This window comes from Cupriavidus nantongensis, from assembly GCF_041726985.1.
Classification (GTDB): Bacteria; Pseudomonadota; Gammaproteobacteria; order Burkholderiales; family Burkholderiaceae; genus Cupriavidus; species Cupriavidus nantongensis_A.
Map to the genome: position 1 here is coordinate 2383081 of NZ_CP168303.1, position 17781 is coordinate 2400861.

General features: G+C 68.3%; 19 protein-coding genes. 13 read left to right on the top strand and 6 right to left on the bottom strand.

Features of this window, described 5'->3' with window-relative positions; genetic code table 11:
- Nucleotides 1-128: 128 nt before the first annotated feature.
- The 5 genes from ACEI37_RS22205 (at nt 129) to ACEI37_RS22225 (ending at nt 4148) form a co-directional block, all read left to right on the top strand.
- Nucleotides 129-398: a hypothetical protein gene (locus ACEI37_RS22205; protein WP_062801216.1), complete on the top strand. Its 270-nt coding sequence runs from the start codon at nt 129-131 to the stop codon at nt 396-398.
- Nucleotides 399-453: 55 nt separating this feature from the next.
- Nucleotides 454-723, top strand: a complete 270-nt coding sequence (locus ACEI37_RS22210; RefSeq protein ID WP_373378176.1) for a hypothetical protein — start codon at nt 454-456, stop codon at nt 721-723.
- 85 nt (nt 724-808) lie between these two features.
- A complete protein-coding gene (locus ACEI37_RS22215; protein ID WP_115661581.1) occupies nt 809-1081 on the top strand; it encodes a hypothetical protein in 273 nt (90 codons plus the stop codon).
- A 102-nt stretch (nt 1082-1183) separates the two neighbouring features.
- Nucleotides 1184-1426 carry a hypothetical protein gene (locus ACEI37_RS22220; RefSeq protein ID WP_373378177.1) on the top strand — a complete coding sequence of 81 codons (243 nt, stop codon included), beginning with the start codon at nt 1184-1186 and terminating at the stop codon, nt 1424-1426.
- An 808-nt stretch (nt 1427-2234) separates the two neighbouring features.
- Nucleotides 2235-4148 (top strand): DEAD/DEAH box helicase, encoded by a 1914-nt coding sequence (locus tag ACEI37_RS22225; RefSeq protein ID WP_373378178.1) that lies wholly within the window; start codon nt 2235-2237, stop codon nt 4146-4148.
- 80 nt (nt 4149-4228) lie between these two features.
- On the opposite strand, the gene ACEI37_RS22230 is transcribed toward ACEI37_RS22225, so the two are convergent.
- Together ACEI37_RS22230 and egtD are read right to left on the bottom strand one after the other, a co-directional pair.
- A complete protein-coding gene (locus ACEI37_RS22230; protein ID WP_373378179.1) occupies nt 4229-5482 on the bottom strand; it encodes an SUMF1/EgtB/PvdO family nonheme iron enzyme in 1254 nt (417 codons plus the stop codon).
- A gap of 129 nt (nt 5483-5611) precedes the next feature.
- Entirely contained in the window at nt 5612-6706 is a 1095-nt protein-coding gene (egtD, locus tag ACEI37_RS22235) for an L-histidine N(alpha)-methyltransferase (RefSeq protein ID WP_373378180.1), read from the bottom strand.
- 576 nt (nt 6707-7282) lie between these two features.
- Between egtD and ACEI37_RS22240 the strand changes: the two genes are divergently transcribed.
- The 3 genes from ACEI37_RS22240 (at nt 7283) to ACEI37_RS22250 (ending at nt 9421) form a co-directional block, all read left to right on the top strand.
- Nucleotides 7283-7990, top strand: coding sequence for a TerC family protein (locus ACEI37_RS22240; RefSeq protein WP_373378181.1), 708 nt, complete (start codon nt 7283-7285; stop codon nt 7988-7990).
- A gap of 139 nt (nt 7991-8129) precedes the next feature.
- Nucleotides 8130-8924, top strand: coding sequence for a thymidylate synthase (locus ACEI37_RS22245; RefSeq protein WP_373378182.1), 795 nt, complete (start codon nt 8130-8132; stop codon nt 8922-8924).
- A complete protein-coding gene (locus ACEI37_RS22250; protein ID WP_373378183.1) occupies nt 8921-9421 on the top strand; it encodes a dihydrofolate reductase in 501 nt (166 codons plus the stop codon). Before ACEI37_RS22245 ends, ACEI37_RS22250 begins: the two co-directional genes overlap by 4 nt.
- Nucleotides 9422-9483: 62 nt before the next feature.
- Here ACEI37_RS22250 and pmbA read toward each other — a convergent pair whose 3' ends face one another.
- Nucleotides 9484-10851 carry a metalloprotease PmbA gene (pmbA, locus tag ACEI37_RS22255; RefSeq protein WP_373378184.1) on the bottom strand — a complete coding sequence of 456 codons (1368 nt, stop codon included), beginning with the start codon at nt 10849-10851 and terminating at the stop codon, nt 9484-9486.
- 58 nt (nt 10852-10909) lie between these two features.
- Between pmbA and yjgA the strand changes: the two genes are divergently transcribed.
- A complete protein-coding gene (yjgA, locus tag ACEI37_RS22260; RefSeq protein ID WP_373378185.1) occupies nt 10910-11524 on the top strand; it encodes a ribosome biogenesis factor YjgA in 615 nt (204 codons plus the stop codon).
- A complete protein-coding gene (gene mog, locus ACEI37_RS22265) occupies nt 11521-12159 on the top strand; it encodes a molybdopterin adenylyltransferase (RefSeq protein ID WP_111521409.1) in 639 nt (212 codons plus the stop codon). Before yjgA ends, mog begins: the two co-directional genes overlap by 4 nt.
- 45 nt (nt 12160-12204) lie before the next feature.
- On the opposite strand, the gene ACEI37_RS22270 is transcribed toward mog, so the two are convergent.
- Together ACEI37_RS22270 and orn are read right to left on the bottom strand one after the other, a co-directional pair.
- On the bottom strand, nt 12205-13086 hold the full coding sequence (locus tag ACEI37_RS22270) for an AEC family transporter (protein WP_115680734.1): 882 nt from the start codon (nt 13084-13086) through the stop codon (nt 12205-12207).
- Nucleotides 13087-13167: 81 nt separating this feature from the next.
- Nucleotides 13168-13806, bottom strand: coding sequence for an oligoribonuclease (gene orn, locus ACEI37_RS22275; RefSeq protein ID WP_373378186.1), 639 nt, complete (start codon nt 13804-13806; stop codon nt 13168-13170).
- 221 nt (nt 13807-14027) lie between these two features.
- Between orn and ACEI37_RS22280 the strand changes: the two genes are divergently transcribed.
- From ACEI37_RS22280 to ACEI37_RS22290, 3 genes are read left to right on the top strand one after another with little or no spacing between them, the layout of a single operon-like run.
- On the top strand, nt 14028-15275 hold the full coding sequence (locus tag ACEI37_RS22280) for a M48 family metallopeptidase (RefSeq protein WP_373378187.1): 1248 nt from the start codon (nt 14028-14030) through the stop codon (nt 15273-15275).
- Nucleotides 15272-16243: a ribosome small subunit-dependent GTPase A gene (gene rsgA, locus ACEI37_RS22285; protein ID WP_373378188.1), complete on the top strand. Its 972-nt coding sequence runs from the start codon at nt 15272-15274 to the stop codon at nt 16241-16243. The genes ACEI37_RS22280 and rsgA overlap by 4 nt, the downstream gene beginning before the upstream one ends.
- Nucleotides 16244-16275: 32 nt before the next feature.
- On the top strand, nt 16276-16581 hold the full coding sequence (locus ACEI37_RS22290; protein WP_373378189.1) for a putative signal transducing protein: 306 nt from the start codon (nt 16276-16278) through the stop codon (nt 16579-16581).
- A 55-nt stretch (nt 16582-16636) separates the two neighbouring features.
- On the opposite strand, the gene ACEI37_RS22295 is transcribed toward ACEI37_RS22290, so the two are convergent.
- Complete coding sequence (locus ACEI37_RS22295; protein ID WP_116337499.1) at nt 16637-17641, bottom strand: CobD/CbiB family protein; 1005 nt, start codon at nt 17639-17641, stop codon at nt 16637-16639.
- Nucleotides 17642-17781: the final 140 nt, after the last annotated feature.

Here is a 17781-nt window from a genome sequence, read left to right on the forward strand (position 1 = left end):
TTGCGCGTGCGCGGAGCGAATGCCGATGGCGCTGGCACAGTCCCTGCGATTGTCCCTCCCGAGCGCGACACCAACCCGATGCTCGAACCCCAAACCCAAGGCAACACCTTCCGCTACTGGAGACCATCATGACCACGCTGACCATCAAGGACCTGTCCTCCGCCGCCACCCTCGACAGCAAGCGCATGCACGCCGTGCGCGGCGGCATGTCGTACCTGCCCTTCGCCGCCGTCTACAGCCCCGTCAAGCTGTCGGTCGACAAGAGCATCACCGCCGTGCAGGAGATCGCGCAGATGCAATCCGTGACCAACCTGAACGGCAACGGCTCGGCCTTCCTGGACCACGTCAAGTCCGATGTGCGCACCAACCAGAACGCCACCAACAACATCTTCGGCTGAGCATCGCGCCCAGCTGACTGAATCCAGACACTGACTACCGATACCGGAGACCATCATGACCACGCTGACCATCCAGGACCTGTCCGCCGCCGCAACCCTCGATCGCAAGCGCATGCACGCCGTGCGCGGCGGCATGTCGTACCTGCCCTTTGCCGCCGTCTATACGCCGATCAAGGCGTCGGTGGACAAGAGCATCAGCGCCGTGCAGAGCATCGCGCAGATGCAGTCCGTGACCAACCTGAACGGCAATGGTTCGGCCTTCCTGGACCACGTCAAGTCCGACGTGCACACCAACCAGAACGCCACCAACAACATCTTCGGCTGAAAGCCGATGCGCAGCGCGCGGAGCGCCTGCCTGACCGCAGCAATCTCCGCGCCTGCCACCCCACACCGATTCAAGGAGCACCATCATGTCAACCATCCTCGTCCGCGACCTTGCCCTGAGCAAGGAACTCGACCGTGCCTCGCTGTGCGCCGTACGCGGCGGCAGCTCGTGGCTCAGTCGCGGCGTCGGCGATGTCGGCCCGCTCGCCAATGTCACCGTCAACGTCAACCAGAACATCGCGCAGCTGCAGAGCATCAACGTCAACACGCTCAACAACAGCTTTGTCGGCCCCGGCGTCGGCCCGGTGCGCGTCAACGTCAACCCGTCGCAATGGGCCGGCAACTTTGCCGCCGTCTGAGCGCAGCGCGGCGGCCCGCGGGCAGGAGCGCGGGACCGCCTCGCCTATACTGAAGCGGTCCCGCGGCCGCAAGGCCGTGGTCCCGCTTGACCGGAGACAGCCATGGCAGTGATCGTCATCAAGGATTTGCCCGACAGCATGGATCTCGACCGGCAGGCCATGACCACCATCCTCGGTGGCGGGCGCACCGGCGGCGGCCAGGCATGGCATGGCTTGCGGCGCCCGGGCGCCGCGCGCATCGTCGACTACCCCGGCGGCCTGCCCGGCAATCGCCAGGTGATGCCGCGCGAGGCACCGCTCGGCCGGCTCCCGCGCAAGTCCGCAGGCAAGGATGCCGAGGCCTGAAGCGACCCGCCGGCCCAAATGAAAAGCCCGCCATTTCTGGCGGGCTTTGGATGCGGACGGGCCCGGACCGCCTGGGTCACGCGGTCAGCAGTTCGGTCATTCTGTATCCATGCAGGCTTCCCATGATTCCGCCCATGACGCGGACGCCCATCCGGACCACCCGGAGAGTCGCAGGAACACCTGGCGCCTGGAGCCAATGACCGCAGTGCTTGCCGCGAACAGCGGCGCCATGCCGCTGGAGGAGGTCAAGCGGGAGCGTTTTCGTCCGCCCCGTGCGGGCATCCTGTGTGCTCGCGCCTCAAGTATAGGCGGGGCATTTCGGCTTTCAACCAGACCGCCCGCGGCGGCCGCGCAGGTGGCGCAGCGCTGACATATCCGGTTACGTTTTCGCAGTGCAACAAAATTCTGGCACTCTGCTATAATCCGCGCCGTGAGTTTCGCAACTGTGAGATCCGCCAAGCGCCCGGCTTCCTGCCGCGGCGAATCCGCTGCCCTCCCAAGCTCTGTTTCCTCGCTGCCGGACGCCTAGTCATCACATATGGCCCCAGCCGCCCAGCAGAACGCACCGCTCACCTGACGTCGCCTCGTCTCCGATCCTGTTGAACAGCCTGAACTGAGCTGTTTGCCTGCCAGGGACATGGCCGGACCGCTCCGCGGTAACCAGCCACCCCCCTGCCTGCCGCCGTACTGCCAGCTGTGTCTGTCGTAACGGCCTCACCGATTGGCGCCGAAGCCTTTTTAAGACTTTGCACTGCGCCCACCCCATTCTGCGTTCCGGGGTGCCATGCATTTATTTGACCATTCCGACATGACCCAGCACGACATTCGTGCGGAGCAAGCTATTGCCTCCGCGACCGACGCTTCGATCACTTCCGACGCTGCCCAGAGCCCGCTCGACAAGCTCGACGCCCTGCTCAACCCCAGCCCGGCAGTGGAAGCCCCGGCCGTGGAAAGCGGTTTCGCCGCGCTTGGCCTCGACGCGGCCATCCTGCGCGCGCTCTCCGAACTGAACTACAACACGCCCACCCCGGTGCAGGCCCAGGCCATCCCGGCGTTCCTGGCCGGCCGTGACCTGCTGGTCTCGAGCCAGACCGGCTCGGGCAAGACCGCGGCGTTCATGCTGCCCGCGATCCAGCGCATCAGCGAAATGCCGGCGCCGCAGCGCGCCACCGAGCCCGCCAAGCGCATGAAGGGCAAGCGCCCGCGTCCGGCCCCGGCCCAGCCGGCGCTGCTGGTGCTGACGCCGACGCGCGAACTGGCGCTGCAGGTGACCGAGGCCGCCGCCAAGTACGGCCGCAACCTGCGCCGCATCGTCTGCGCCAGCATCCTGGGCGGCATGCCCTACCCCAAGCAGCTGGCCGCGCTGGCCAAGATGCCTGACATCCTGGTGGCGACGCCGGGCCGCCTGCTCGACCATATCGATGCCGGCCGCATCGACCTGTCGGCGCTGCAGATGCTGGTGTTCGACGAAGCCGACCGCATGCTCGACATGGGCTTTGCCGACGACATCGACGCCATCGTCAACGCCACCCCGGCTTCGCGCCAGACGCTGATGTTCTCGGCCACGCTGGATGCGCGCATCGCCCAGCTGGCCTCGCGCCAGCTGAAGGATCCACAGCGCATCGAGATCGCCGCGGCCCGCGCCGACCAGAGCCATATCGAGCAGCGCCTGCACTTCACCGACGACATGTCGCACAAGGAGCGCCTGCTGGACCACCTGCTGCGCGACGCGTCGCTGAAGCAGGCGATCGTCTTCACCGCGACCAAGCGCGATGCCGATTCGCTGGCCGAGCGCCTGTCCGACACCGGCTTCTCGGCCGGCGCGCTGCACGGCGACATGACCCAGGGCGCGCGCAACCGCACCCTGACCGCGCTGCGCCGTGGCAACCTGCGCGTGCTGGTGGCCACCGACGTGGCGGCGCGCGGCATCGACGTGCCCGATATCACCCACGTGGTCAACTTCGACCTGCCCAAGCAGGCCGAGGACTACGTGCACCGCATCGGCCGTACCGGCCGCGCCGGCCGCTCGGGCACCGCGATCAACCTGGTCAACCACAACGACATGTTCCAGTGGAAGCGCATCGAGCGCTTTACTAACCAGCGCATCGACGCTTCGGTGATCGAGGGCCTGGAGCCGCGCCGCTCGCCCAAGCCGCGTTCGAACTTCGGCGGCAAGCCGGGCGGCGGCCGCGGGGACTTCCGTGGCAACGGCGGCGGCAATGGCGGCTACCGTGGCGGCGAACGTAGCTTCGGCGACCGCAAGTTCGGCGGCGACAACCGCACCGGCTTCGGCGAGCGCAAGTTCAGCGGCGAAAGCCGCGGCTTCGGCAACCGCACGGAAGGCGCGCGCCCGTTCGGCGACGACAACCGCGGCGGCTTTGGCAACCGTGAAGGCGGCTACCGTGGCCAGGGCGGCCAGGGTACCGGCTACCGCGGCGCCAGCGACGGCGCCCGCGGCTTCGGCAACCGTGAAGGCGGCCGCACGTTTGGCGACGATAACCGCGGCGGCTTCGGCAACCGTGATGGCAACCGCGGCTTCGGCGACGCCAACCGCGGCACCGGCGGCGGCTATCGCGGCAACGGCGAAGGCCGCAGCTTCGGCAACCGCGACGGCAACCGTGACGGCAACCGTGACGGCAACCGCAGCTTTGGCGGCGGCTTCGGCGGCAATGGCGGCAACGCCGGCGGCAACCGCAACAGCCGCTCGCGCTACGAGCGTTGATGGCACGGTGCGCTGAGCGCACCGGCCGGAAACAACACAGGGCACCTTCGGGTGCCCTGTTTTTTTGTGCCGGCGCGGAGCTACATCGCGCAGGTGCGGAAGCCCATGAAGGACAGGTCGTCCTCGGGCAGCCGCGCCCAGCGCGCGCGCACATGCCGCAGCCGCGCCGGGCTGGCAAGCGACACGCCGCGCACCGCCTGGTGCGTGCCGAAGCGGCCCACCATGTCGCCGTCGGACGGCGCCGCGACAAAGCCCGCATACGGCTCGTACGGCGTGGCCGTCCACTCGCGCAGCGCGCCCCACTGCAGGCCGCGGTTCTGGGTCGCGGCGAGTTCCCATTCCGATTCCGCCGGCAGGCGCCGCCCGGCCCAGAGGCACCACGCCTGCGCCTCGTACAGCGTCACATGGCGCACCGCTTCATCGGGATTGAGCGTGCGCAGCGTGCCGAAGCGTTCCAGCATCCACGCGCGCGACTCCGGATGGCGCGACCAATAGCGCGGCGCAGAGCGTTCCTGCGTCATCAGCCATTGCCGTCCCGCCGACGACCACCAGGCCGGGTGCTCGTAGCCGCCGTCTTCGACAAACTCCAGGAACTGCGCGTTGCTGACCAGCGCCATGTCGATTTCGAATGCGGGCACGTAGGTCGGCTGGGGCGGCAATTCGTCTGGCCAGGCAAAGCCGTCGGCATCGCTCCAGCCGAGCGTGAAGCGCCCGCCCGGGAAATGCAGCGTGCCGCCATGTCCGGCAGGCGCTGGCGCAGCGCCGGCCGCCTCCGCGGGGGCCATGCCAAGCGCCTGCAGCAGCGCGGCCACGCCTTCGCCCTGTGCGTCTTCATGCAGCAGCGCGCGGCGGTACGGGTACAGGGTCAGGTCGGTGTCGTCGGACAGCAGCGCGATCCGGCGCAGCACGCCGTCGAGCACCTCGGCCGCATAGCGCTTGACCACCGCGACATCGGGCAGCGCGATCTCCCAGCGCTCGTCGGGGCCGATGCGGTCGGGGTCGAACCACTCGTCGGCGCCGTCCAGCAACGAAGGCTCGGACGCCACCGGCACCGGCACGCCGCCGCGCTCGACCTGGCGCACGCCGCGCAGGCACCACCACTCCGCATGCCAGGCGACGTGGCCGAGCGTCCACAGCGGCGGGTCGGCATCGTACTGGCGCGGCACGTCCCAGGCGCGGCGGGTCTGCCCGAACGGCGCCAGCCACGCCAGCGTGCGGCTGCGCGTGTCGACCAGGGCCTGCGCCAGCCCTTCGCGCGGCAGCCTGCGCGGGTCCGACCACGTCGCCTTGCCGCCGGTGAAGTAGAGATCGGGAAGCATGGGAAAGCCGCTCATCGGGGAAATCCGCGCAGGGAATGGAGGGTGGACAGGCAGCGATCTGGGCAGCCGTGGCCCGGACATGGCGCGCCATGGCATGCCGCGCCGGACTGCGGCCATTATGACACTAGCCGACCTGCGGGCCGGTCAGCCGCGCGCGTGGAACACTGCGAACCAGCCGCGCGGGTCGGACCAGTACACCGGGTCGTCGAAACCGGCGGCTTCGAGCAGCAGCGCGAAGTCCTCCGGGCGGTACTTGTACGAATCCTCGGTATGGATGCGCTCGCCGGCGGCGAATTCGCGCGCGCCGCCGTCCCATTGCACGCGCACGTCGCGGCATGCCTGCAAGTGCATCTGGATGCGCGAGGCCGCGCGGTCGAAGCTGGCCCGGTGGCGCCAGTCGTCCAGTGCGAAATCGGTGCCGACGATGCGGTTCACATTGCGCAGCACATTGCGGTTGAAGGCCGCGGTGACGCCCAGCGCATCGTCATAGGCCGATACCAGCGTGGCTTCGTCCTTGTGCAGGTCCACGCCGATCAGCACGCCGTCGCCGCGACCGGCCGCGCCGCGCAGGCGCTGCAGCAGCGCCAGGGCTTCGACGGGAGCGAAATTGCCGATGCTCGAGCCCGGATAGAAGAACAGGCGCCTGCCGCGCCTGACCCGGGCCGGCAGGTCGAACGGTGCGCACAGGTCGGCGCCCAGCCCGAGCATCGGGATCTCGGGATGCTGCTGCTGCAGCGACGACAGCGTCGCGCGCAGGAACTCGACCGAGATATCCACCGCCACGTACTGCGCCGGGCGCAGGCTGCCGAACAGCCGCGCCGCCTTCTCGCAGTTGCCCGCGCCCAGGTCCACCAGCACGCAGCCGCTGCCCGCGCGCGCGGCGATGGCGGGCGCCGCGCTGGCAAAGATGGCGGCCTCGGTGCGGGTCGGGTAGTACTCCGGCAGGTCGGTGATGGCTTCGAACAGGCGCGAACCCAGCACGTCGTAGAAGAACTTGGGACTGATGGCCGCCTGCGTGGCGCGCAGGCCGGACAGCACCTGCTCGCGCAGCGCGCCGCTGTCTTCGCGGTACTGCTGCACCAACTCCGGCTGCGGCGGGCGCTGCGCGCGGCCGTTGGCCAGCGCCACCAGCGCGGGCGGCGCCACGGCATGGCCGTTATGGTGGTTCAGGGGCGGGAGGGGGGTCTGCGGGGCTTTGTGGTGCGAGGGCGGGTTGGGCGGGTTCGGGACAACCGGCATGTCGTTTCCTTGTGTGGTCGCAAATGGGCACTGCTTCACTGCGTATTCCCCAAGGCCGCGCTGTGCATGTCGTGCGCGCCGGTCTCCGCAATGCGCGCCTGTGCTGTCCGGGACGCATCGGTCGGAGCCGAACCTCAAGGATAGGCCGATCCGTCGGATCGCGCAGCCCCTGGCAAGGCCCGATACAAAATCGCCCTCCAGCCACGTCGCAGCTCAGCGGCGGCATGGCGCGCCTGGGCGAGACGATTACGGCACCCCGGCGAACTTGAGTCAGTATCTTTCCTAATTCGGCATGTCGCTTGCAGTTCGTTTATAATCCCGCCCAGCGCGGCCCCTGAACGGGCCGTGTCCCTCAAAGGGGAGTAGCTCCGGGGCTTTGCCCTTAGCACAATCGTCATTCCGGGACCGCAGTCCCCGGTTGTGCTGACAACCGGCGCGCATACCGCGCCAGTGGTCGAGCAAGACCTTTGCAACCTGGACTTCATGGTTTGCAAAGGCGCCCCCACGCTCCCGTGCACGTGAATCCAGGCGAACCCAATGCGCGCGCATGCGCTGATTCGTACCTGAGGAGAGTTCATGGAGTGGTTTACCGATCTGTTCACGATGCAGTTCCTGACAGCGCTGCTGTCCATCGTCGTCATTGACCTGGTGCTGGCCGGGGACAATGCCATCGTGATCGCGCTGGCGGCACGCAACCTGCCGCCCCACCTGCAGAAGAAGGCCATTATCTGGGGTACCGTGGGTGCCGTGGTGGTCCGCTCGGCCATGACGATCGGCGTGGTCTGGCTGCTGAAGATTCCGGGGCTGATGCTGGTGGGCGGCCTGGCGCTGGTGTGGATTGCCTACAAGCTGCTGTCCGACGACAGCGGCGAAGAAGGGCACGGCGCCGGCGCCGCGACCCTGTGGGGCGCCATGAAGACCATCATCATCGCCGACGCGGTGATGGGCGTGGACAACGTGCTGGCCGTGGCCGGTGCCGCGCACGGCAGCTTCCTGCTGGTGGTGCTGGGCCTGCTGATCAGCATCCCCATCGTGGTGTGGGGCTCGAGCCTGGTGCTCAAGCTGATGGCCCGCTTCCCGGTCATCATCTACCTGGGCGCCGGCGTGCTGGCGTTCACCGCGGTCAAGATGATCGTGCACGAGCCGCTGATCAAGGCGTTCTTCGAAGCCAACCCGGTGGTCAACTGGGGCCTGTACGTGCTGATCGTCGGCGGCGTGCTGGGCGCCGGCTACCTGGTGCAGAAGCGCCGCGTGCAGCAGCAGGAGCCGGCCGGCAGCCACTAAGCCTGCCGCCTGCGCCAGGGCCCTGTGCCCTGGCGCTGCCGCAAAAGACGGGCCGCCCTGAGGGGCGGCCCGTCTTGCTTTAAAATGCCAGCTTCGCGGGCCCAGGCGCCCGCGCCACCTTCCATCCCGCCCCGCGCCGATGAAACAGTACCTCGACTTCATGCGCCATGTTTACGAGCATGGCACCGACAAGGCCGATCGCACCGGCACCGGCACGCGCTCGGTGTTCGGCTACCAGATGCGCTTCGACCTGCGCGAAGGCTTCCCGGTGGTGACCACCAAGAAGCTGCACCTGAAGTCGATCATCTATGAACTGCTGTGGTTCCTGCAGGGCTCGACCAACGTGCGCTGGCTGCAGGAGCACGGCGTCACCATCTGGGACGAGTGGGCCGACGAGCACGGCGAACTGGGCCCGGTCTACGGCTCGCAATGGCGTTCGTGGCCGGCGCCGGACGGCCGCCATATCGACCAGATCTCCGAGCTGGTAGCGCAGATCCGCGCCAACCCGGATTCGCGCCGGCTGATCGTGTCGGCGTGGAACGTGGCCGACATCCCGCGCATGAAGCTGCCGCCCTGCCATGCGTTCTTCCAGTTCTACGTGGCCGATGGGCGACTGTCGTGCCAGCTGTACCAGCGCAGCGCCGACATCTTCCTGGGCGTGCCGTTCAATATCGCCAGCTATGCGCTGCTGACCCACATGATGGCGCAGCAGACCGGACTGGAAGTGGGCGACTTCGTCTGGACCGGCGGCGACTGCCATCTGTACAACAACCATTTCGAACAGGTGCAGACCCAGCTGGCGCGCGAGCCGATGGCGCTGCCGCGGCTGAAGATCCTGCGCCAGCCCGACAGCATCTTCGACTACCGCTACGAAGACTTCGAACTGGCCGGCTACCAGTCTTACCCCGCGATCAAGGCACCGGTGGCCGTATGACGCTGCTGACACTGGTTGTAGCGCGCGCCCGCAACGGCACCATCGGCCGCAACAACACGCTGCCGTGGCGCCTGCCGGAAGACCTGGCGCACTTCAAGCGCACCACCATGGGCGCGCCCGTGATCATGGGGCGCAAGACCTGGGATTCGATCGGCCGCCCGCTGCCGGGGCGCCGCAATATCGTGGTGAGCCGCAACCCGGACCTGCGCATCGAGGGGGCCGAGGTGGCGCCTTCGCTGGAAGAAGCCCAGCGCCTGTGCGTGGGCGCCGAGCAGATCTTTTTGATCGGCGGCGCGCAGCTGTATGCCGAGGCCATGCCGAGCGCGGACCGGCTGGTGGTGACCGAGATCGACGCCGACGTGGAAGGCGATGCCTTCTTCCCGGAGATCGACCGCACGCAGTGGATCGAAACCGCGCGCGAGACCCATCATTCGGCGGCGAACGGCTTCGACTACGCCTTCGTCACGTATGAGCGGCCGCCTTCGGAAGAATCGTGACCGGCGCATGAAATAAAGAAGCGGGCCGCGGCCCGCTTTCTTTTTTGACCGGGCGATGCCGCTCAGTTCCCCGCGATCGTCATCTGCTCGAGCAGGATCGAGCCGGTTTCCTTGGTCCCGCGCACCAGCGCGTCCGCGCCAATCGCGACGATCTGCTGGAACATCTCGGCCATATTGCCAGCGATGGTGATTTCCTCGACCGGATACTGGATCACGCCATTCTCGACCCAGTAGCCCGACGCGCCGCGCGAATAGTCGCCGGTGACGTAGTTGACGCCCTGCCCCATCAGCTCGGTCACCAGCAGGCCGGTGCCGAGTTTGCGCAGCATGGCGGGGAAGTCGTCGCCGGGCTGGGTCAGGCTGCTCGACAGCGTCAGGTTGTGCGAGCCGCCGGCATTGCCGGTGGTCTGCATGCCAAGCTTGCGCGCCGAGTAGGTGGACAGGAAATAGCCCTGCACCACGCCGTCCTTGACCACGTCGCGCTCGCGCGTGCGCACGCCTTCCTCGTCGAACGGGGCGCTGCCCATGGCGCCGGGGGTATGCGGCTGCTCATGGATCTGGATATGCGGGGCGAACACGGCCTGGCCCAGCGAATCGCACAAAAAGGTGGACTTGCGGTACAGCGCGCCGCCTGACACCGCCTGCACAAAGGCGCCCAGCAGCCCCGCTGCCAGCGGCGCCTCGAACAGCACCGGGCAGCGGCGCGTGGACAGCTTGCGTGCCTGCAGCCGCGCCAGCGCGCGCTCGGCGGCGTAGCGGCCGATGTCCTCGGGCGCGGCCAGCGCCAGCGGCGAGCGCTTGGACGAATACCAGTCGTCGCGCTGCATGCCGCTGCCGCTGCCGGCGATCGGCGCGCACGAGATGAAATGGCGCGAATACGGATAGCCGCCGTTGAAGCCGCGCGTGGTCGCCAGCACGAACTGCGAATGCTGGGCCGAGACGCTGGCGCCGTCGCTGTTGCGGATGCGCGGCGATACCGCAAACGCCGCGGCCTCGGCGCGGGTGGCGATGTCGATGGCGGCTTCGGCGTCGAGCGCCCACGGGTGGAACAGGTCCAGGTCCTGCGGCGCGCGCTCCAGCAGTTCCTCTTCGGCCAGGCCGGCGCAGTCGTCTTCCGCGGTAAAGCGGGCGATGTTGTAGGCCGCCTCGGCAGTGGCGCGCAGCGCCGCCGGCGAAAAGTCCGAGGTGCTGGCGTTGCCGCGGCGCTTGCCGATCATCACCGTGACCCCGACCACCTTGTCGCGGTTCTGCTCGATGGTTTCCACCTGCCCCTTGCGCACCGACACGGACAGGCCGCTGCCTTCCGAGATCTCGGTGGCGGCGTCGGTCGCCCCCAGTTCGCGTGCCACCCGCAGCACATCGGCGGCCATCTCGCTGAGCTGGGCCTGGGTGTAGGTGAAATGCGCGGTCTGTTCGGCGATCTGGTCCATGCTGGGCGGGTGTCATCAAAAGTCCAAGCGGCAATCATAGCAAGATAAAATGCCGGGCATGACGCGAAATTCCCGTAACTCACAAGGCTCGCGCTTTCCCGGAGGCTTTGCGCCCGAACCGGAAGACGACGAACCGAAAAGCAAGTCGCAGCGCAAGCGCGACATGACCGCCCTGCAGGACCTTGGCGCCGAACTCGAAGCGCTGGCCAAGGACCGCCTGGCGCGCGTGCCGATGCCCGAGGCGCTCGCCGATGCCATCCATCAGGCGCGCCGCATCAACAGCCACGAAGGCAAGCGCCGCCAGATGCAGTACGTCGGCAAGATCATGCGCGGCCTCGAGGACGAAGAGGTCGAGGTGATCCGGCAAGCGCTGGAAGGCTTCAAGGGCACCAGCAAGGCCGAAACCGCCCGCATGCATCTGATCGAGCGCTGGCGCGAGCTGCTGCTGGCCGACGACGCGGCGCTGACGCGCTTTCTCGGCGAGCATCCCGGCATCGACGTGCAGGCGCTACGCAACACCATCCGCAACGCGCGCAAGGAAAAAGAGCTGGGCAAGCCGCCGCGCTATTTCCGCGAGCTGTTCCAGGCGATCAAGACGGCGCTGGACCTGAAGGACGGCAAGGGCCGCGCCGCCGAGGAACCCACCCCCGACCATCCGGAGCCCGAGGCATGACCCAGACCACCCAGCCGGTTGTCCGCCACCATCCCGACGAACTCGTCGTCGGCTTCGTATCGATCTCGGACCGCGCCTCGGCCGGCACCTACCAGGACGAGGGCATCCCGGCGCTGCGCGACTGGTTCGGGCGCACGCTGACCTCGCCCTGGCAGGCGGTGGAGCGCCTGATCCCGGACGAGCAGGCGCAGATCTCGCGCACGCTGATCGAGCTGGTCGACGTGGCCGGCTGTGACCTGGTGCTGACCACCGGGGGCACCGGCCCGGCGCGCCGCGACGTGACGCCCGAGGCCACGCTGGCAGTGGGTACCAAGGAAATGCCGGGGTTTGGCGAGCAGATGCGCCAGGTCAGCCTGCATTTCGTGCCGACCGCGATCCTGTCGCGCCAGGTCGCGGTGATCCGCGAGACCGCCAGCCGCGCAGCGCTGATCATCAACCTGCCCGGCCAGCCGCGCGCGATCCGCGAAACCCTGGAAGGCCTGCGCGACGCCGATGGCAAGCCGGTGGTGCAAGGCATCTTTGCCGCGGTGCCGTATTGCATCGACCTGATCGGCGGCCCCTACATGGAAACCGACGAGACCATCGTCAAGGCCTGGCGCCCCAAGAACGCCGTGCGGGCCAAACCCGCGGCCTGATTCGAACTGCCCGCCCGCCGGCACGCGCCACGCGGGCATGCCGCCTCAGCGCAGGCCCAGGTACAGTCCCACCGGCACGAACACCACGGCGGCGATATTGCCGAGCAGCACGATCGACGCCACCTGGTCCGGCTCCTGCCGGAAGTGATCGGCCACCAGGAAATTCAGCACCGCCGGCGGCAACGCCGCAAATACGAACAGCAGGCCGCGCTGCAGCTCGGTCAGCGGCACCCATTGCGCCAGCGCCAGCGCCACCGCGATGCCGGTCAGCGGGCACACCGCCGCTCCGACCAGCCCCATGCCCCAGTTGCGCAGGCTCACATCCTTCATGCGCACGCCCAGCGCAAACAGCATCAGCGGCACGGTGGCATCGCCCAGCAGCTTGACCGACTGGTAGACCGGGTCCGGCAGCGTGAACCACGGCCGCGCCAGCGCCAGCGCCACGCCCGCCACGGTGGCCAGCACCATCGGGTTGCGCGCGATCTGCGCCAGCGACGCATGCCGGTTGACGATCTTCATGCCGATGGTGAAGTGCATCAGGTTCGATGCCGCGAACAGCGCCACCGCCGGTGCCAGCCCGGCCGGGCCGAAGGCGAACACGGACAGCGGCAAACCCATGTTGCCGCAGTTGTTGAACATCATCGGCGGCACGAAGGTGCGCGGATCGACCTTCATCCAGCGCGCCAGCCCCCACGCCAGCACGCCCGAGCCCAGCACCACTGCCACCGCGCAGCCCAGCAGCACCAGCTGGTCGGCCAGCACGAAGTCCTTGCTGACGAAGGCCGACACCACCAGCAGCGGCGCGATCACGTCCAGCGTGGCGCGGTTGATGCCGGCCATGTCCGGATGGGCCTTGCGCCCGTACAGCCACCCGACCAGGATGATCAGGATGACCGGCGTGATGATGGAAACGATGCGCTCGAACATGGGCAGGCGGACGGGCAACGCGCCGCCTGCACGGGGCGGCGCGCCGGGAATGGTGGGATGCTTGCGGGAGCCGCGCTCCGCTTACTGCGCCGGCGTGCCGGCGGCCGGCGCCTCGGGGGACGCCGCGGACGTGTCGGACGCGCCGGGCGCGGCGTGGCGGATAAAGTGGGTGCGGTAGTAGCGCAGCTCCTCGACCGACTCCAGGATGTCGGCCAGCGCCGTGTGCAGCTGGCGCTTGACGAAGCCCTTGTGGACGGCCGGCTCCCAGCGCTTGCACAGTTCCTTGAGCGTCGACACGTCCAGGTTGCGGTAGTGGAAGAACGCTTCCAGCTTGGGCATGTAGCGCGCCATGAAGCGGCGGTCCTGGCAGATCGAGTTGCCGCACATCGGCGACTTGCCCGCCGGCACCCAGCGCTTGAGGAAGGCCAGCAGCTCGGCCTCGGCCTGCTCTTCGGTCAGGGTCGAGGCCTTGACCTTGTCGATCAGGCCCGAGCGGCCGTGGGTGCCCTTGTTCCAGTTGTCCATGCCGTCGAGCACGGCATCGCTCTGGTGGATCACCAGCACCGGGCCTTCGGCCAGGATATTGAGCTCGGAGTCGGTAATCACCACCGCCACTTCGATGATGCGGTCGGTATCCGGCTGCAGGCCGGTCATTTCCATGTCCAGCCAGATCAGGTTGTTTTCGCTTTTGACGGATTTGGCGGCGGCTTGGCTTGTCATCGGGACTGCGGGAGATAGGGATTTGGGGAAAGCGGCCGCGGCGGCGCCGGGCGCGAACAATTTATAATTCTCGCATATCCGTCCGGGATGGCTGACTGCGCACCAGCGCGGCGCCGTTTCCGGAATTCCCGGACCGCCGCCCGCCCCACCCCGCGGCGCGGTCCCCACGGGCAGCCCGTCGCCTGCAACGGCGGGCGCCCGCACCCACAAGGCGCTTGCCGATGTTCACGATTGTCTTTCTCGCCGCCCTGGTGCTGATGGTGCTTACCAAGCTGTGGCTGGCCGCGCGCCAGGTGCGCCATGTCGCGCAGCACCGCCATGCCGTGCCGGCGCGCTTTGCCGACACCATCAGCCTGGAATCGCACCAGAAGGCCGCCGACTACACCATCGCCCGCACGCGGCTGTCGATGCTGGAGGTACTGGCCGGCGCCGCGGTGCTGATCGGCTTCACCATGCTGGGCGGGTTGCAGTGGCTGAACCAGTTCTGGCTGGAGGCCTTCGGCCCCGGCTATGCGTACGGCGTGGCGCTGGTCGCCAGCGTGGCGCTGATCGGCGGCCTGGTCGACCTGCCGTTCTCGCTGTATGGCCAGTTCGGCATCGAGCAGCGTTTCGGCTTCAACAAGATGACCTTCGGACTGTGGCTGGCCGACGTGGTCAAGATGCTGCTGGTGGCCAGCGCGCTGGGCCTGCCGCTGCTGCTGGCGGTGCTGTGGCTGATGGATCGCGCCGGCGAGCTGTGGTGGGTGTGGACCTGGCTGGTGTGGATGGCGTTCAACCTGTTCCTGCTGGTGGTGTTCCCGACTTTTATCGCGCCGCTGTTCAACAAGTTCGAGCCGCTCGACGACGCGTCGCTGCGCCAGCGCATCGAGAGCCTGATGCAACGCTGCGGCTTTGCCAGCAAGGGGCTGTTTGTGATGGACGGCAGCAAGCGCAGCGCGCACGGCAATGCGTACTTCACCGGCTTCGGCGCGGCCAAGCGCATCGTCTTCTTCGACACGCTGCTGTCGCGCCTGTCGGGCGACGAGATCGAGGCGGTGCTGGCGCACGAGCTGGGCCACTTCAAGCGCCGCCACGTGGCCAAGCGCATCGCGGTGACCTTCGCGCTGAGCCTGGTGTTCCTGGCGCTGCTGGGCTGGCTGGCCACGCGCAGCTGGTTCTACACCGGGCTGGGCGTGGCGCCCAACCTGGGCGTGTCCAACAGCGCGCTGGCGCTGGTGCTGTTCTTCCTGACGCTGCCGGTCTTCACCTTCCTGCTGGGGCCGCTGTCGAGCCAGTCGTCGCGCCGCCATGAATTCGAGGCCGATGCCTTTGCCGCCGACCAGACCGACGCCAGCCACCTGGTGTCGGCGCTGGTGAAGCTGTACAAGGACAACGCCTCGACGCTAACGCCCGACCCGCTCTACAGCGCCTTCTACTACTCGCATCCGCCCGCGGCACAGCGGATCGACCGCCTGCTGGCGCACGCATGAGCCGCGCCACGCGTCACCGCAACGCCGGCGGCGGCAGCCACGCCGGCACCACTGCCGAAACCGCGCTGGTCATCGCCGCCCACGGCCGCCACTACGTGGTCGAGCTGGCGGACGGCGCGCGCATGCACGCCTTTCCGCGCGGCAAGAAGAGCGACTGCGCAGTGGGCGACCACGTCAGCGTCGAGCGCGCCGCCGCCGACCAGTGCGTGATCACCGGAGTCTCGCCGCGCAAGAACCTGCTGCACCGCTCGGACCAGTTCAAGTCCAAGCTGCTCGCGGCCAATATCGACCAGGTCATCATCGTGCTGGCCACCGAGCCGGGTTTCTCCGAAGACCTGCTCGGGCGCGCGCTGGTCTCGGCCGAGGCGCTCGGGATCCGGCCGCTGGTGGTGCTCAACAAGACCGACCTGCCCGAACGCCTGGAAGAGGCTCGCGGTCGCCTGGCGCTGTACCGCGGGCTCGGCTACGACACGCTGGAGCTGTCGGTGCGCGCCGATCCGGCGCAGGCGCTGGCCGCGCTGCGGCCGCGCGTGGCGGGGCTGGCCAGCATCCTGATCGGGCAATCGGGCATGGGCAAGTCGTCGCTGCTGAACCTGCTGATCCCGGGCGTCGACGCGCAGACGCGCGAAATCTCGGCCAAGCTCGATTCGGGCAAGCACACCACCACCTTCACCCGGCTCTACCACCTGCCGCAGGACTGGGGTACCGTCGATGGCCGCCAGGGGGCGCTGATCGATTCGCCGGGCTTCCAGGAATTCGGCCTCTACCACCTCAGCGAGGGCATGCTGGAACGCGCCTTCCCGGAGTTCCGCCCGCTGCTGACGGCGTGCCGCTTCTACAACTGCCATCACGTCAACGAGCCCGGCTGCGGCGTGCTGGCCGCGGTGGCTTCCGGCGATATCTCGGAACGCCGGCACCAGCTCTACACGCAGCTGCTGCACGAATCCAGCCAGCAGAAGCCGTGGTAAGGTAAGCGCACCTGGCTTCCCGGTGCGCTGTCATGAAACTGTTGCTGTCCGCCACGTCCCTCGTCCACGCGGCCCATTGCCAGAACGTCCTGCGCGCGGCCGGCATCCGGGCGGAACTGCGCAATACGTGGCTGGCCGGCGCGACCGGCGAGATCCCGTTCCGCGAGAGCGCGCCGCAGGTGTGGCTCGTCGATGACGAGATGGAGGCGCAGGCGTGGGCGGTGCTCAATGCCGCGGCCAACCCGGTGCCAGGGCCCAGCTGGCAATGCGACCGTTGCGGCGAATGGCACGAGGCGCAGTTCGGCGCATGCTGGCGCTGCGGCGCGTCGCGCGGCTAACCTGACTTGCTCAACTGGCCACACTCGCCGGCTGCGCTTGACGGCCAGGCGCTGCTCAACCCACCCACAGCGCCAGCGACAGCATCGCCAGCAGCAGCATCCACAACACCACCGCGCGCCATACCAGGCCCACCGCCGACTGCAGCGTGCGCACGCCGGGCTCGGTGCCGAACTCGGGCGGCGCCGGTTCCGGGCCGCCGTTGGCGCCGTCGGCGTCTTCCATGCCGGGCGCATAGTCCACCGCCGGGCCGGCCACGCTGGCGCGCAGCACCACCGTGGAATCGTCCTCGGCCAGCGGCGTGCCCAGCCGCACGCCCAGCGCGCCGCCGCCGCTCGCCAGCAGGATGCCGTTGACGGCATCGTTCCACTTGCGGGCATGGTTGCGCCAGGCGTAGACCGCGTCCTCGAAGTTGCCGACGATGGCAAAGCCGATCGAGGTCAGCCGCGACGGGATCCAGTCCAGCAGGTAAAAGGCGCGCGCGGCGAAGCGGCCCAGCGCCGGGCTGCGCTCGGTCGACGGCAGGTTCCAGTGGCGGCCCAGGTATTCGGCGGTGCGGTACAGCACCACGCCGCCAGGGCCGACCGGCACCAGGAACCAGAAGAACACGCCGAACACGTGCCGATGCACGGCGATGATCGCCGCTTCCAGCGTATGCCGCACGATTTCGGACACCGGCATCTCGACCGTGTCGAGCCCGGTCCACTCGTGCAGCAGCGTGCGCGCGGTATGGAGGTCGTCGCGGTTGAGCGCCTCATGGATGTCGGTGAAGTAGTGGCTGAACTGGCGGAAGCCCAGCGTCATATACAGCACCAGCACATTCCACGCGAGCGTCAGCGCCACGCTGATCGACGCCAGCAGGTAGTGCACCACGATCACCGCGAGGGTCAGGGGCAGCACCACCGTCAGCCAGGCCAGCGCGGCGTCGCGCGGGCGGCCGGTGTCGAAGGCGTGCTCGGCGCGGTCGCCGAGCGCGCGCACGATCTCGTAGATCGGGTTGTTGCGGCCCAGGGCGCGGAACTGCTCGGCAATCAGCGCCAGGAGAATGGAAACAAAGGTCATCTTGGTACGGGGTGCTCCAAGGGCACGCCGGCCCGTTCGGGCTGGCCGACGCGACTCGCCAGCGATGTGCCGGCGCAGGCGCAATGCATAGCGAGAAGATAGCACAGCGCTACGCGCGGGCACCCCGGTGCGCCGCGCAA